The 15,101-nt window shown below is 74.4% G+C and carries 10 protein-coding genes; 1 reads left to right on the forward strand and 9 read right to left on the reverse strand.

Annotated features, from left to right (window positions below):
• Nucleotides 1-136 precede the first annotated feature (136 nt).
• The 8 genes from WME83_RS20655 to WME83_RS20690 form a co-directional block, all read right to left on the reverse strand.
• Nucleotides 137-1,276, reverse strand: a complete 1,140-nt coding sequence (locus tag WME83_RS20655; RefSeq protein WP_437321002.1) for a response regulator — start codon at nt 1,274-1,276, stop codon at nt 137-139.
• Entirely contained in the window at nt 1,273-2,379 is a 1,107-nt protein-coding gene (gene cheB, locus WME83_RS20660) for a chemotaxis-specific protein-glutamate methyltransferase CheB (RefSeq protein ID WP_437321003.1), read from the reverse strand. The genes WME83_RS20655 and cheB overlap by 4 nt, the downstream gene beginning before the upstream one ends.
• A complete protein-coding gene (locus WME83_RS20665) occupies nt 2,376-4,445 on the reverse strand; it encodes a hybrid sensor histidine kinase/response regulator (protein ID WP_437321004.1) in 2,070 nt (689 codons plus the stop codon). Before WME83_RS20665 ends, cheB begins: the two co-directional genes overlap by 4 nt.
• 9 nt (nt 4,446-4,454) lie before the next feature.
• Nucleotides 4,455-5,927, reverse strand: coding sequence for a CHASE3 domain-containing protein (locus tag WME83_RS20670; protein ID WP_437321005.1), 1,473 nt, complete (start codon nt 5,925-5,927; stop codon nt 4,455-4,457).
• Nucleotides 5,924-6,493 carry a chemotaxis protein CheW gene (locus WME83_RS20675; protein WP_437321006.1) on the reverse strand — a complete coding sequence of 190 codons (570 nt, stop codon included), beginning with the start codon at nt 6,491-6,493 and terminating at the stop codon, nt 5,924-5,926. The genes WME83_RS20670 and WME83_RS20675 overlap by 4 nt, the downstream gene beginning before the upstream one ends.
• Complete coding sequence (locus WME83_RS20680; RefSeq protein ID WP_437321007.1) at nt 6,490-8,034, reverse strand: CheR family methyltransferase; 1,545 nt, start codon at nt 8,032-8,034, stop codon at nt 6,490-6,492. Before WME83_RS20680 ends, WME83_RS20675 begins: the two co-directional genes overlap by 4 nt.
• Nucleotides 8,031-8,468, reverse strand: a complete 438-nt coding sequence (locus tag WME83_RS20685) for a chemotaxis protein CheW (protein ID WP_437321008.1) — start codon at nt 8,466-8,468, stop codon at nt 8,031-8,033. The genes WME83_RS20680 and WME83_RS20685 overlap by 4 nt, the downstream gene beginning before the upstream one ends.
• 155 nt (nt 8,469-8,623) lie before the next feature.
• Nucleotides 8,624-10,066, reverse strand: a complete 1,443-nt coding sequence (locus WME83_RS20690) for an ABC transporter substrate-binding protein (protein WP_437321009.1) — start codon at nt 10,064-10,066, stop codon at nt 8,624-8,626.
• 479 nt (nt 10,067-10,545) lie between these two features.
• On the opposite strand from WME83_RS20690, the gene WME83_RS20695 reads away from it, so the two are divergent.
• The gene (locus WME83_RS20695) at nt 10,546-14,877 is read left to right on the forward strand and encodes a DNA topoisomerase 3 (protein ID WP_437321010.1); all 4,332 of its coding nucleotides are present in this window, start codon (nt 10,546-10,548) and stop codon (nt 14,875-14,877) included.
• Nucleotides 14,878-14,895: 18 nt separating this feature from the next.
• On the opposite strand, the gene WME83_RS20700 is transcribed toward WME83_RS20695, so the two are convergent.
• Nucleotides 14,896-15,024 (reverse strand): hypothetical protein, encoded by a 129-nt coding sequence (locus tag WME83_RS20700; RefSeq protein WP_020736078.1) that lies wholly within the window; start codon nt 15,022-15,024, stop codon nt 14,896-14,898.
• Between the last annotated feature and the right edge of the window lie 77 nt (nt 15,025-15,101).

Here is a 15,101-nt window from a genome sequence, read left to right on the forward strand (position 1 = left end):
ACGTCGTCGGTTTCGGCAGGAATGCGTTACGGACTCCCGCCGGACGAGCGCCCGCGTGCGCCGTCAACCCGCGGTTGACACGGGTTGACAGCGGCAGTTTACAGTGGCGCCGTGATCTGGCGTGGAGCTGGGCCGCTCAGCTCGCGGCGGACGCCGCGTCGCGCGCGAGCAGGGTGATGGCCGCGATGCCGCGCTCGGAGTCCTCCTCGGTCAGGAACATGCGCAGCGTCTCGCGGATGGCCGGCAGCGCGCGGTGGAGGTCCTCGGGCGACATCGACCACGGCTCGATGCCCGCGCGCCGGCACGCCCGCACGATGGTGCTCGGCCCGATCACGCTCGAGAGCCCGCTCACCGCGACGACCTGATCGAACAGCGACCCGGCCCCCGGGAACACGCTGCGCGCGCGGCTGCCGGCCCGCGAGCTCGGCGGCGGGAGATCCGGGCTGCTCCCGGCGCGCCGCGCGGCGGCCCCGCCGCCCGCGGCCGGAGCAGGCCTGTTCCGGAACAGGCCCCGCAGCCGCGACCGCAGCATCGTCAGCTCGGGCGCCTTCAGCACGAAGTCGTCGACGCCGATGCGCGCGCCCTCCGCCCGCGTCGCGGCGTCGTCGTGCCCCGTCAAGATGACCACGGGGATGTGGCACGTGGCGCCCGATTGCTTGATCCGCCGCGCGGCCTCCAGGCCGCCCATCCCCGGCATCAGGAGGTCCATGATCACGCAGTCGACCCCCTCCACGGAGAGCAGGGTCAGCGCCTCCTCGCCCGACTGCGCCGGGATGACGTCGCAGCCGTCCTGCCGCAGGACGTGGGCGAGCGAGGCGCGGTACGTGGGGCTGTCGTCCACGACGAGGATCTTCTTGCCGCTCAGGCCCGAGCCGCCGCCCTCCGCCGCGCGGCGCGCGCTGCTGCGCTCGCTCACGAGCTCCGTCGCCCGGTGCACGAGGTAGCTCCCGTCGTACGGCTTCCCGACGTACTCGTCGGCGCCCATGTTCAGCCCGTGGATCCGGTGCCTCACCTCGATCTCGGTGGACAGGAGGATGACCGGCATGTGCGCGAGATCCGCCGAGGTGCGGATCTCCCGGAGGAGGTCGAGCCCGTCGCCGTCCGGCAGGAGCACGTCGAGGATCACCAGCGAGAACGCCCTCGTCTTCAGCACCTTCTGGGCGAGCGCCTTGGTCTCGCACGCCGTCACCACGAACCCGGCGTCGGTGGTGAGCAGGGTCCGGAGGTCCATGCGTATCGTGAGGCTGTCATCGACGACCAGGACGTGCGGCTTCATGGCGATTCCCTTCTGCTCCTCGACAGCGCCAGCAAAGTAGGGCCGATGGCCCCGGCGGATAAGATGTGCTGCGCCGCGCCCCGCGCGATGGCCTCCCGCGGCATCCCGAACACGACCGACGACGGCTCGTCCTGGGCGAGGGTCGTCGCCCCCGCGCGCTTCATGGCGAGCATCCCCTCGGCGCCGTCGCGGCCCATGCCCGTCAGCAGGCAGCCGATGGCGCGCTCGCCGACCTCGACCGCGACCGACTCGAAGAGCACATCGACCGAGGGGCGGCACGAGTGCCGCTCCGGACCGTCGGTCAGGCGGAGCCGCCCCTCCTGGACCACGAGGTGCCTGTCGGGCAGCGCCAGCCTCACGCCGGGCTGGCCGGCGCGCGGGAGCGGCTCCCCGTCGGCCGCGATCGCGACCGGGATCGCGAGCCGCCCGGCCAGCCACTCGGCGAACGCGGGCGCGAACGGCGCGCCGATGTGCAGGACGAGCAGGACGGGCACGGGGAACGACGCCGGCAGCGGGCTCAGCGCCTCGACGATGGCCGACGGCCCCCCGGTCGAGGCGCCCATCGCGATGACCCGGTACCAGCCGTCATCCGCGCGCGCGCCGCCCGGCGCCTCCACGGCGGGCAGGGGGCGCGCGGGCCGGAGCTTCCTGCGCAGGTGCGTGATCACCTTGATGCGCGCGACGAGCTTCACCGCGCTCACGAGCCGCAGATCCCAGGCGTCGCCCTCGTCGCCGGCCGCCGGTTTGTCGAGCACGTCCACGGCGCCCGCGGCCAGCGCGTCGAACGTCCCGAACGCCTCCCCGCGCTCGAGCGAGGCCGAGACGATGAGGATCGGCGTGGGGCAGTAGGCCATCACGTGCTCGGTCACCGCGACCCCGCTCGCCTTGGGCATCATCATGTCGAGCGTGAGCACGTCGGGCCGCAGCTGCTCGCACAGCGCGATCGCGGCCTCCCCGTCGCCGGCCTCGCCGACCACCTCGATCTCCGGGTCCGCCTCGAGCGCGCCGACGATGCGCCTGCGGACCGTGCGCGAGTCGTCGGCCACCAGCACGCGGATCTTCCGCGAGGGCGGGCGGGGCTCGGCCTGCGGCGCGCGGCTCACGACGGGGCCCCCCGCGCTCGGGCGAGGAGCTCGGCCACGGTGTCGAGCAGCCGCCGCTGGTCGAACTCGCCCTTCACGATGTAGTCGTCCGCGCCCGCCTCCCTGGCGCGGCGGCGATCGGCCGCCGACGACAGCGACGTCACGATGACGAGCGGCGTCTCGCGCAGCGCCGGGTCGGCGCGGACGCGCTCGGCGAACTGGAAGCCGTTCATCCCCGGCATCTCCACGTCGACGAGGAACAGGCCGTAACGCCGCTCGGCGGCCTTGCGCAGCCCCTCCTCGCCCGAGGACGCGAGATCGACCTCGTACCCGCCGGACTCGAGGATGCTCTGCTCGAGCATCCGGGTGGTGAGCGAGTCGTCCACGACGAGGATCGGCGGCGGCGGGCGCCGCTCGCGCCTCCGCGCGCCGCCCGGGCCGGCGGCGCGCACGAGCTCGACCACGCCGCGCGGATCGAGGACCAGCACCGGGTCGCCGCGCACGTCGAGGCTCGCCCCGAGCGCCGCGGGCGGCGCCCCCGCCGCCGCGGGGAGCGGCTTCACGACGACGGGCACGGCGCCGAGGAGGCGATCGACCCCGAGCACCGCCTGCGACGGGCCCGCGCCGACGACCACCGCGCAGCGCGGCTCGCCCTCCGGCTCCGCCGCGCCGAGCACCGCGGCGAGGCGCGCGAACGGCACGACGCGATCCTCGATCACGATCGCGTCGCGCTCCGGGCCGCGGACGATCGCGCCCGCGTCGAGCCGGAGGGCGAGCCGCGCCGCGTCGAGCGGCAGGAGCGCCGCGTGGCCGCCGTCCTCGATCCGCAGCGCGGTCACCGACGAGAGGGAGATCGGGACCACGAGCTCGATCGTGGTCCCGCGCCCGGGCTGGCTCTGCGCGCTCGCCGTGCCGCTCAGCTTCGCCGCGGTCTCGCGCACCACGTCGAGGCCGACGCCGCGGCCCGACAGCGAGGTGATCGCCTCGCACGTGCTCACCCCCGGCCCGAAGATGAGCTCCAGCGCGTCCTCCGCGGTGAGGTCGTACGCCTCCTCCTCGCGGCGGAGCCCCGCGCGCACGACCGCCCTCCGGACCGCGGCCACGTCGACGCCGCGGCCGTCGTCGCTGCAGATCAGGGCGACCCGGCTGCCGCGCTGCTCGACCCGGAGCCGGATCTGGCCGGCGGCCGGCTTCCCGGCGGCGCGGCGCGCGGCCTCGGGCTCGATCCCGTGGTCGACCGCGTTCCTCGCCATGTGCAGCGCCGCGTCCCGCAGCGCGGAGATCACCGCGCTGTCGAGCCGGATGTCGCCGCCGCTCGCCTCGAAATCGACGCGCTTGCCGAGCGACTCCGCCGCCTCGCGCACCGCGAGCTCCACCGCCTCGAGCACGCCGGCGCACGGCAAAAGCTGCAGCTCGCGCGTGCGCGCCTGCGCCTGCCGGAGCTCGGTGGAGAGCCGATCGATGCCCCGCGCGAGCTCGGCGCGCGCGGCCGCGAGCGCGGCGCAGAGCTCGCGGTACAGCCCCCCGGCCCGCCGCGCGCCGAGCTCCCCCAGGTTGCGCACCGTCTCCTCCGGCGAGCTCACGGTCCCGAGCGCCTCCGTGAGGCGCTCGGCCCGATCGAGCGCCTCGGCGCTGCTCCGCAGCGACTCGAGCTGCACGATCGCCTCGCCGATCTCGTCGGCGAGCGCGCCCACGTGGGCGAGATCGACGCGCGCCACCTCCTCGTGCCCGCTGCGCCGGGCCGGGCGGCCGCGCTCGGGGTCGCAGGGCTCCTCCGCGGCGAGGCGGGACACCTCGTCGCGGATGAGCCCGATGAGCCGCATGAGCTCGCTCATGTGCTCCGCCGGGATCGGCTGGCGATCCCGCCGGAACGGCGTGAGCACGTCCTCGACCGTGTGGGCGAGCTCGGCGATCTTGAGCTGCTTGGCCGCGCCGGCGGCGCCCTTCAGCGTGTGCGCCAGCCGGAAGCACTGGTCGAGCGACTCCCCCTGGCCGCCCTGCTCCTTGAGATCGAGCAACCTCCACGCGAGCCCGTCCGCGAGCTCCTGGGCCTCCATCCGGAAGTATTTGTAAAGATCGCTCCCCAAGCGGTGCTCCTACGCCCCGGCTGGCCGCTGGATGAGGCGGACGAGGTCCTTCGAGAGCGTCGCGAGCTCGGAGGACGTCTTCAGCGTGACCGACGAGCTCGCCTCCGTCTCGCGCGCGGTGCGCGCCACGTCGAGCAGCGCCGCGTTGACCTGCTCGACCGCCGTGGCCTGCTGCTTGGTGCTGAGCTCGATCTCGCGCGACGCCTCGGCGGTGCTGCTGACGAGCTCCGAGATCTGCCGGAAGCTCGTGGCGACCTCGCCGAACTGGCGCGCGCTCGCGTCGACCGCCTTCGAGCCGCTCTCGGTCGCGATCACGGTCGTGTTCGCGGCCGCGCGGATCTCCTCGATGAGCGCGCGGATCTCCTTGGTCGAGCCGCCCACGCGGTCGGCGAGCTTGCGGATCTCGTCGGCGACCACCCCGAAGCGCCGGCCCGCGTCCCCGGCGCCGGCCGCCTCGATGGTCGCGTTGATCGCGAGGATGTTCGTCTGCTCGGCGAGCTCGTTGATGATCTGGAGGATCCCGCCGATCTCCTGGGATTTCTTGCCGAAATCGAGCATGTGGAGGACGATCTGCTCGACCTGGCGCTGGACGCCGTCGATGCCCTCGCGCGCCCGCTTCACGGTCTCGTCGCCGGCGCGCGCGGCCGCGGCGGTGTCGGCGGCGATCTGCGTCACCCGCTGCGTGCTCTCGGCGATCTGGTGGGACGTCGAGAGCAGCTCCCGCATGGTGGCGGAGACCTCGGTCGAGGTGGTCGCCTGCTCCTTCGAGCCCTGCGCCTGCTGCGTCGCGGCGGTCTGGAGCTCCGTCGCGGAGCTCTCGATGCGGCGGGTCGCCGAGTGGATGCGGCGGTTGATGCCGCGGATGATCAGGAAGCCGACCGCGGCGACGACGAGGACGGTGAGCGCGGAGCCCGCGGTGAGGGTGACGAGCAGGCGCTGCTCGCTCGCCGCGGCCTCCTGCTCTCGCGCCGCGAGGGCGCGCATCTCCTCGGCGCGGAGCTCGCCGGCGACGGCGCGGATGTCATCCATGGCCCGCCGGCCCCGGCCGTTCGCGACCGTCGCCGCGGCGGCCTCGGCGCCCTCGCGGCGGCGCTGCTCGACCGAGAGGCGCATCTCCTCGAGCTTGTCCCGCATGAGCGGCCGGAGCCGGTCGAGCCGCTCCTGCGCGACCAGGTTCCCCTCGGTCAGCCGGCGCAGCTCCTCGTAGTCGGCGTCGATCGAGTGCAGCGCGATCTCGTAGGGCTCCAGGAACGCGTCGTCGCCGGTGATGATGAACCCCCGCTGCCCCGTCTCCGCATCGAGGAAATGGGCGTGGAGCTCGTCGAGCTCGGTGAGCACCCGGTAGGTGTGCTTCAGCTCCTGGCTGATCTCGAGCAGGCTCGCCGTCTTGTGGACGGAGACGACGCCCAGCACGATCAGCACGACGAGGGGGAAGAACAGGCTGGCGGCGATCTGCTGCGGGATGGTCCACGTGGTCTTCATCGATCTTCCTTGGGACGCTCTGCGCCTCGCTGGGCCCGGCGCAGGACGGTGTCCGCGACGGCGGCGACGCGGAGGAGGCCCCGCGGCCCGCCGTCGACCTCGACGGCCTCCGTGACGAGCTCGCCCGCGCCTTCGCGCTCGCCGGCGGCGGAGCGCGCGCCCTCGCGCGGGATGCTGGCATGGCCCTCGATCTCGTCGATCGCGAGCGCGATGTCGGGGTGCTCGGCGCAGACGAGGAGCCAGCGCGGCGCCGGCCCGCCCGCCGCGTCCGCGCCGGCGCGCGGCCGGCCGGAGACGAGCGCGGCGAGGTCGTAGGCCGCGGCGAGCCGGCCGCGCAGGCCGACGAGCCCGAGCAGCCCCGGCGGGCCGCCGGCGAGCGGCACGATCCGGCGGCACGGCTCGACGGCGGCGAGCTCCTCGATGCGCACGAGGAGCCTGCGGTCGCCCGCGCGGACGGCGAGCGCGCGCGCCGGCTCCTCGGCGCGGGTCCGCGCGGGCTCGGCGAAGGACGCGTCGAACGCCGCCTGCAGCGCGGCGAGGCGCTCGGCGAGCAGGGCGCGCTTCATTCGGCGCGCCCTCCCCGGGCCGTGAGCTCGGCCTGGCAGAGGCCGATCAGCGCCGACCTCGGGAAGCCGCCGCCGAACAGCACGAGGCGCTCCTGCCGCTCCGAGACGAGCAGCGCCGCGGCGCGGCCGAGCTCGTCCCGCGTGGTCGCGAGGTCGCCGGCGCGCTTCGCGAGCAGCCCGAGCCGGAGGTGCGGCATGGCGAAGCTTGGATCGCGCGACGCCGCGGCCTTGTAGTGCTGCGCGGCGCCCGCGGCGTCGCCCGCCTGCTCCTGGCAGAGGCCGAGCACGTAGTGGGCCGCGCCGCCGTCCCCGGCGTCGCCGGCGTCGAGCGCGCGCTGGCAGGCGCGCTCGGCGCTGGCCAGATCGCCCTGCTGGCAGAGGATCACCGCGCGCAGGAGCTCGACCCGGGCGCTCGACGCGGCCCGCTGGGGCAGCGCCGCGAGCGCCGCCATCGCGTCGGTGAACCGCTCGCCGCCGATGAGCTCCAGCGCCCTGTCGATCGCCGCGAGCTCGGCCAGCGGCGGGGGCCTCGTCGACGGCGGCCGCGTCGACGGGAGCGCGCGCCGCGCGGCCGGCGAGGCCGGCGCGTCCCCTCGCGGGGGCGGCGACACGCGCTGGGCCACCTCGGCGACGCGCGCGGAGGCCTCGTGGATGCGCGCGACCCAGCGGCTCGCGCGCGGGGCGTCGCCGACCGCGCGGCGGGGCGGCGCGCTGCTCCGCCGGTAGTAGAAGATGCCGTGCGAGTGCGCCGCGTCGAACGCGGCGTTCGCGGCGCGGAGCGACTCGCTCGAGGCGAGGAACAGGAAGCCGCGCGGCGCGAGCGCGGCGTGGAACCGGTCGAGCACCTCGGCCATCTTCTGCGGCGCGAAGTACATGAGGACGTTGCGGCAGAAGATCGCGTCGAACGCGCCGGGCCTCCAGAAGGCGGGGTCGTCGTCGAGGAGGTTCCGGACCTGGAACTCGACGAGCCCTCCGATCTCCTGGCGCAGCGCGACGTCGGCGCCGGCGCGCGCGAAGAAGCGCTGGCGCATGTCGTCCGGGACCGCCCGCAGGGTCCACTCCGAGTACCGCGCCCGCTGCGCCTTCTGGATGGCGCCCGGGTTGACGTCGACGCCGACGACCTTGATCCGGTGCGGCAGGAGCCCCGGGTACGCGGTGTGGAGCGCGATCGCGAGCGTGTACGCCTCCTCGCCCGAGGCGCAGCCGGCCGAGAGCACGGTGATCGGCTCGCCCCCCTGGCGCGCGGCGAAGCGCTCCGGCAGGGCGATCTCGACGCAGGCCTCGATCTGCTGCCATTCCCGGAAGAAGTACGTCTCCCCGACCGTGAGCTGGCCCGCGAGGGCGTGGAGCTCCTCGCGGGCGACCTCGGGCCGGTCGAGCGCTCGCCGGTAGTCGCCCAGGTCGGCGCACCCCCGGGCGCGCATCCGCTCGCGCAGCACGGCCTCGAGATCGGCGCCGAGGTGCAGCGACGCGCGCGAGAGCCCGAGGCGCTCTTCCAGGAGCTCCTCGAGGGGGCCGATGTCGCGCTCGGCGGCGGTCATGCCGTGCCTCGGAGGGCCGACCACGCGGCCTCGGGCAGGAGCCGCGCCGTCTCGAGCAGCGCCATCGCCTGCCCGTCGAGCCTGCCGAGGCGGTCCACGCACTCCGGCAGGGCCTGGGCGACGAGCGGCGGGGTCCGCTCCAGGGCGGCGGGGTCGAGCTCCTCGATGCCGAGCACCTCGTCGACCTCGAGCGAGAGCGGCCGCGCTCCGGCGCGGACCGAGACGAGGCGCGCCCCGCGCTGCCCGTCCGCGACGCCGAACAGCGCGGCGAGGTCGATCACGGGCACGTGCGCCCCGCGGATGACGGCCAGCCCGCGCACGAACCGCGGCGCGCCGGGGACGCTCCGGACGTCGAGGGCGCGCATGGTCTCGACCACGGCGGCGAGCGGGAGCGCGCAAGCCCACGAGCGGACGCGGACGACCAGGGCTCTCAACCGCCTCTCCTCCTCGGGCGCGCAGGTCTCGGCGGCGCGGTGGGGTCTCCTGCAACGTGCCTCATGAGGGACCTGCCGCGCCCGGGCGCGACCCGCGCATCACGTTACCCAATTCCCGAATCCTTTTGAAGACGTAGGCGCAGCGTGCGGCGACGTCACCGCGCCGCGGGCCGCTGCTCCGGCGCGGGGTAGAAGAGCTTGAGGTCGTCGAGCTGCCGTACGTCGCCCTTCCGTTCGCGGGCCCAGGTCTCCGCGTAGTCCCTCGACAGGAACGCGTCGAGGTCGCCGTCGTTCGTCTCCGCGTACCACGCGTGCTCGGCCAGCAGCTTAAGGCCCGTGTGCCGGTCGTGCACGAACATGGCGCGCGGCCGCTTCCCCTCGGCCGAGAGCGCCTGGCGCGCCGCGAGCGCGGAGGCCGCGTCCTCGTACGAGCGCACCTTGGCCTCGCCGGCCACCCAGAGCTGCGCGGCGCGCTTCGGCTCCGCGATCGGCGCCCCGGTGCGCGCGTCGCGCTGCGCGAGGGGCACCTTGGCGTGGCGCGAGAGCCGCTCTTCGTAGCTCACGCCGGACGCCGCGCACGCCTGCCGGATGTAGCGATCGTCCACGAACCGGTCGACGTCGAGCGACGCGTTCGTCCGCTTGAGGAGCGCCAGCGTGTCGGCCGCGACCCGCAGCCCGCGCACGAACTGGGGCTTGAGCGTGACGTCGCGCGTCTGGATCCCGAGGGGGCCGTGGAACATGTAGGCCACCTCGGCGTCGACCCCGGTCACCTGCTCGATGAGCTCGCTGTACCGCTCGGGATCGCGCTCGACGATGCGGTCTGCCTCGATGATCGCGCGGAGCAGCCCGACGACGACCTCGGGGTGCTCCTCCGCGTAGGCGGCGCGCACCAGCATGCCGTGCGAGGTGGGGATCTGCGTGGTGGCGCCGTCGTAGATCTTGCGCGCGGCGCCGCGGAAGGGGAACAGCTCGACGAAGGGGACGAAGCTGGCGTGGGCGTCGATGCTGTTGTCCCGGAGCGCCGCCTCGGCCTCGGCGGGCTGCTGCGAGACGAGCGTGACGTCCCGCTCCGGGTCGAGGCCGGCGTCGCTCAGCGCGCGCAGCAGCATCCCGTGCGCCGTCGAGCCGAACGGGACGGAGACGCGCTTGCCCTTGAGATCGGGCACGCCGTGCACCGGGGAGTCGATCGGGACCACGATCCCGTTCCCGGCGCCGGCGGCGCTGCCGGACAGCGTCGCGATGTAGATGCTGCGCTTGCCCGCCTGCTCCGACGCGAGGCCGTTCAGGACCGCCGGGAAATCGGCCATCATGCCGAAATCGAGGCTGCCGGCGATCATCTCGGCCGTGATCGGGGGCCCCGACGAGAAGTCCCTCCATTGGATGTCGTAACGGACGTCCTCGTAGGCCCCTTCTCTGGGGAGATATCGCTTGAGCAGGTCGAGCTCGCGGAGGAGCAGCCCGCCCGTGGCGCAGTTGATCGTCGCGTTCTGCGTGCCGACGGCGATGCGGATCACCTTCTTTTCAGGCGGCGTGCACGCGGCGCCGAGCGCGGCGATCAGGAGGCAGAGCAACCACCGCCACGGACAGAGCTTCGTCATAGGAAGGGTGCTTATCGTTGCAGAGCGTCGATGCTCGCAGCGGCGGTGAGCGGCTGTCAAGCGTGGATGGAGAGATCGGGAGTCGACCGATGTGTGGTGTGTGAGGCGCGCGGACGACGTCGTGTCATCACCGTCCTTCGAGGACGACAGGCGGCCACGCACGACGGCTCACGATAGGGTCAAGTCCATGTCCACCACGTTTCGAGGGGCGGCCGGAGACAGCGCGTGACGCGCGGGGCGCGCCGTCGCCGGAGCACGGAGGCGGGGAGGGGAGCCTCGAGGGGCATCGGCCTCGGCGCTGCGTTCCCGGCGTTCCGCGGAATTTCTCTGGGCGATCGAGGGCGCCACCCGCCCGTCCGCGCGCCGCTCGCGGCCGCCCGGCGCGCTTCTCCATACCGCCCGAGCGCTGCACGCGCTATCAACGCCCCGCGGGAGGCGCGGGCGGCGCCCGTGGCTCCCGGTGGTCGCATGGTCTTCGCATGATCGCCGTGGTCGCAGAGAAGCCCGCCGTCGCCCGCGACATCGCCGCGGTGCTCGGGGCCTCGCGGCGCGCAGAGGGCTTCCTCGAGGGCGGCGGCTACGTCGTCACGTGGGCGGTGGGGCACCTCGTCGCGATCGCCGAGCCGCACCAGATCGACCCCGCCTGGAAGCGCTGGCGGCTCGACCTCCTGCCGATGCTGCCCGCGCGGTTCCCGCTCGTCGTCCTCCCCGGGACGCGGGCGCAGTTCGAGATCGTCCGGAAGATCCTGGGCCGGCGCGACGTCGAGCGCGTCATCTGCGCGACCGACGCGGGCCGCGAGGGCGAGCTCATCTTCCGCTACATCTACGAGGCGGCCGGCTGCAAGAAGCCGGTCGATCGGCTCTGGATCTCGTCGCTCACCCCCGACGCTATCCGCGACGGGCTGCGGCGGCTGCGCGACGCGCGCGGCTACGACGGCCTCGCCGACGCCGCGCGCGGGCGCAGCCGGGCCGACTGGCTCGTCGGCATGAACCTCTCGCGCGCCTACAGCCTCGTCTTCGATCAGGATCTCTCGGTCGGCCGCGTGCAGACGCCCACGCTGTCCATGGTCGTCGAGCGCGAGCTCGCGATCCGGCGGTTCGTCCCGGAGCCGTACCTCGAGGTCGTCGCGACGTTCTGCCCGCTCCGGGAGGGTGGCGAGGGCGCGGCGGACGCGTCGTACAAGGGCACGTATTTCCGGGACCAGCCGCTCGCCAGCGATCCGCGCGATCCGCGCGAGCCGGCGGGCCCCGCGGGCGAGGGCGAGAAGGCCGAGACCGCGCCGTCGCGGAGGCGCCTCCCGCCGGACGGCGAGGAGGCGCGGCGCATCATCGAGCGGGCCCGGCGCGGCGAGGCGCGCGTCGAGGCGGTGAGGTCCGAGTCCCGCCGCCTCCCGCCGCCGCTGCTCTACGATTTGACCGAGCTCCAGCGGCACGCCAACCGCCTTTACGGCTTCTCGGCGCAGAGGACGCTCGAGGTGGCGCAGGCGCTGTACGAGCGCAGGAAGCTCATCAGCTATCCGCGCACCGACAGCCGGCACCTCTCGACGGAGGTGGCCGCCACGCTCGGCGGCGTGGTGCAGGCGATCGAGGGCGCCTACAAGGGCATGCTCGCCCCGGGGACGGGGACCCGGCCGCTCGGCAAGCGCTTCGTCGACGACGGCAAGGTCGGCGATCACCACGCCATCATCCCCACCGGCGCCCGGGCCTCGCGCGCGGAGCTCTCGCCGGACGAGCAGAAGATCTTCGATCTCGTCTGCCGCCGCCTGCTCTCGGCGTGGCACGAGGATCACGTCACCGCGATCACCACGGTCATCACCGCGATCACCACGCGCGTCCGGGGCGAGGGCGCCGGCGCGCCGATCGTGGATCGCTACCACAGCGCGGGGAGCGTCGTGGAGAAGGTCGGGTGGAAGGTCCTCGACATCGGCTTCGGCAAGCCGCCGGCGAGGACGCGCAAGAGGGGGGAATCGGACGTCAAGGACGTCAAGGGAGGCGAGGGGCGCGAGGCGGACGAGGGGGAGGGCGAGCGCGAGCGCGAGACCGCGGATCAGCTGCTCCCGCCGGGGCTCGCGCGGGGGCAGGTCCAGCTCGTGCTCGACGCGCAGGCGCTGGCCAAGAAGACGCGCCCGCCGCCGCGCTTCACCGAGGCCACCCTGCTCACCGCGATGGAGACCGCGGGCAGCAGCCTCGACGAGAAGGAGCTCTCCGAGGCGATGAAGGACTCGGGCCTCGGCACCGCGGCCACGCGGGCGGCGATCATCGAGACGCTCCTCCGGCGCGAGTACCTCGTGCGCAAGGGCAAGCTCCTGCACGCGACCGACAAGGGCATCGGGCTGATCGAGGTCGTCCACGCGGACGTGAAGAGCCCCGCGATGACGGGCGCGTGGGAGGCGAAGCTCGCCCGCATGGCCCGGGGCGGCGGCGATCTGGCCTCGTTCATGGCGGGCATCGAGTCGTACGTGCGCCATGTGGTGGAGGAGGTGAGCGCCGGGCGGCGCCCGGCGGGGGGCGCGGCGCCCCGGCCGGAGGAGCGGCCGTCGCCGTTTCCGGAGCGCGGCCAGCGGCCGGGCCTCGGGGGCGGCCGCGGCGCTGCGCCCGCGGCGGCGGAGGCCCGTGGCGATCGCGAGGCGCCGCGCGCGACGCCCCGGCGCGCGCCGGCCGGCGGCGCGGCGGGAGCGCCGGGCGCCGCGTCGCGCGGGGCCTTTCCGGCGGTCGCGGCGGCGGCCGCATCCCCGCTGCCGGCCCGGGCGCGCTCGTCCGCCGCGGCGCGCGCGATCGCCGCGGCGGCGGCGCCCACGCCGTCGCGCGCCGCCGCCGTCGAGCCGCCGCCGGCGCGCGCCGCGGCGCTCTCGCCTCCGCGGCCGTCGCGCGCCTCCGCGGCCGTCGCGCCGCTCTCGCCTCCACCGCCGGCGCGCGCCGCCGCCATCGTCGAGTCGCCTCCGCGCGCCACGGCGGCCGCCGCGCCTTCTACGGCGCGCGCGTCGATCGCTTCGTCGCCGCCGGCGCGCCGGCCCGCGGATCTCCTCGAGCTGCTCCAGCAGTGCTTCGGCTTCCGCGCGTTCCGCCGCTACCAGGAGGCGGTCTGCCGGACGGCGGCCGCGGGGAGCGACGTGCTCCTCGTCATGCCCACCGGCGCCGGCAAATCGCTCTGCTACCAGCTCCCGGGGATCGCGCGCGGCGGCACGACGCTCGTCGTGAGCCCCCTCATCGCCCTCATGGAGGATCAGACCGCCAAGCTCCGGGCGTGCGGGTTCGCCGCCGAGCGGATCCACTCCGGCCGGAGCCGGCCCGAGTCCCGCAAGGCCTGCATCGATTACCTGGACGGCGCGCTCGACTTCCTGTTCATCGCCCCCGAGCGGCTCCGCGTGCCCGGCTTCCCCGAGCTGCTCGCCCGCAGAAAGCCGGTGCTCGTCGCCGTCGACGAGGCCCATTGCATCTCCAAGTGGGGCCACGACTTCCGCCCTGACTACCGCATGCTCGGCCAGCGGCTCCCGGCGCTCCGTCCAGCGCCGGTCATCGCGCTCACCGCGACCGCGACGCCGGTGGTGCAGGACGACATCGTCGAGCAGCTCGGGCTCACCTCTGCGGCGCGCTTCATTCACGGCTTCCGGCGGAGCAACCTGGGTATCGAGCTCCTCGAGGTCAGCCCGGGAGAGCGCCTCGCCCGGGTTCGGGCGCTGCTCGGGCAGGAGGGCCGCACGCCCGCGATCGTGTATGCACCGACCCGGAAAGAGGCCGAGTCGCTCGCCGCCGGTCTCGCGGAAGACCTCCCCGCCGAGGCGTACCACGCGGGCCTCGCCCCCCAGGTCCGCGACCGGATCCAGGCGGCGTTCCTCGACGGCAGCACCGAGGTCATCGTCGCCACGATCGCGTTCGGCATGGGCATCGACAAGCCCGACGTCCGCACGGTCATCCACGCTGGGCTGCCCGGGAGCCTGGAGGGGTATTACCAGGAGATCGGCCGAGCGGGCCGCGACGGGCTCCCGTCGCGGGCCGTGCTGATGCACTCGTATGTCGACCGGCGAATGCACGAGTTCTTCCACGAGCGCGACTACCCCGATCCGGCGGTCTTGCAGCGGATCGAGGGGACCCTCTCCGCGGAGCCGCGCCCGCGGGAGGAGATCCTGGGCGATCTCGGGGTGGATCCGGAGGTCGCGGACAAGGCGCTGGAGAAGCTCTGGATCCACGGCGGCGCGCGCGTGGATCCGGACGGGGGCGTGGCCCTGGGCGAGCCGGGGTGGCGCGGTCCTTACGAGGCGCAGCGGCGCCACAAGCTCGCGGAGCTCGCGCAGATGGCGCGGTTCACCGAGAGCCATGGCTGCCGCATGCTGCACCTGGTCCGCCATTTCGGCGACCAGGAGGACAACGGCGAGCCCTGCGGCCTCTGCGACGTCTGCGCGCCGGCCGCGTGCGCGGCGCGGGAGTTCCGGGCGCCGAGCCGCGATGAAACGCAGGCGATCGCGAGGATCCTCTCGGCGCTGCGCGACGGCGAGCAGCCGACCGGCCGGCTCTACCGCGAGGCGTTCGCCGGCGGCTCGCTCGAGCGGCGTGATTTCGAGCACCTCCTCGGCGGCCTCGTGCGCGCGGGCCTCGTGGAGGTGCGCGAGGACTCGTTCGAGAAGGCGGGCGAGCTCATCACCTACCAGCGCGCGTCGCTCACGCCGCGCGGCCGCCTCGGCGAGCCGCCGGTCGACATCCCGCTCGCGAAGACCCCGCCGAAGGTGAAGAAGCGGCAGGGCGCGAAATCGTCGGACGCGCGGCGAGCGTTCTTCGCGCGCAAGGCGCAGCGGAAGAAGGGCCGCTCGCGCTGAGGGGCGCGCGGGCGGCGATCAGCGGAAGATGCCGAAGTGGCCCAGCACCCACCAGAGCAGGACGAAAATGAGGATGGTGCTGAAGCACCCGCCCCCGAGCTTTTTCGCGCCATAACCTGCAGCAATCCCACGCAGAATCTTGCTCATCGACGGACCTCCGGCCCCGTGTCGGGGTGCTCGATCGGCAAAGCAACGGAGGTGCCATCGCGCGGCGTCGGAGTTTC

The organism is Sorangium sp. So ce385 (assembly GCF_051474135.1).
GTDB classification, from domain to species: domain Bacteria; phylum Myxococcota_A; class Polyangia; order Polyangiales; family Polyangiaceae; genus Sorangium; species Sorangium cellulosum_D.

Bases quoted from the DNA above. Each gene is read 5' to 3' on its own strand.
- WME83_RS20655 (WP_437321002.1), bottom strand. From the start codon at position 1,276: ATGAAGCCGCACGTCCTGGTCGTCGATGACAGCCTCACGATACGCATG.
- WME83_RS20670 (WP_437321005.1), bottom strand. From the start codon at position 5,927: ATGAAGACCACGTGGACCATCCCGCAGCAGATCGCCGCCAGCCTGTTC.
- WME83_RS20675 (WP_437321006.1), bottom strand. From the start codon at position 6,493: ATGAAGCGCGCCCTGCTCGCCGAGCGCCTCGCCGCGCTGCAGGCGGCG.
- WME83_RS20680 (WP_437321007.1), bottom strand. From the start codon at position 8,034: ATGACCGCCGCCGAGCGCGACATCGGCCCCCTCGAGGAGCTCCTGGAA.
- WME83_RS20690 (WP_437321009.1), bottom strand. From the start codon at position 10,066: ATGACGAAGCTCTGTCCGTGGCGGTGGTTGCTCTGCCTCCTGATCGCC.
- WME83_RS20695 (WP_437321010.1), top strand. From the start codon at position 10,546: ATGATCGCCGTGGTCGCAGAGAAGCCCGCCGTCGCCCGCGACATCGCC.
- WME83_RS20700 (WP_020736078.1), bottom strand. From the start codon at position 15,024: ATGAGCAAGATTCTGCGTGGGATTGCTGCAGGTTATGGCGCGAAAAAG.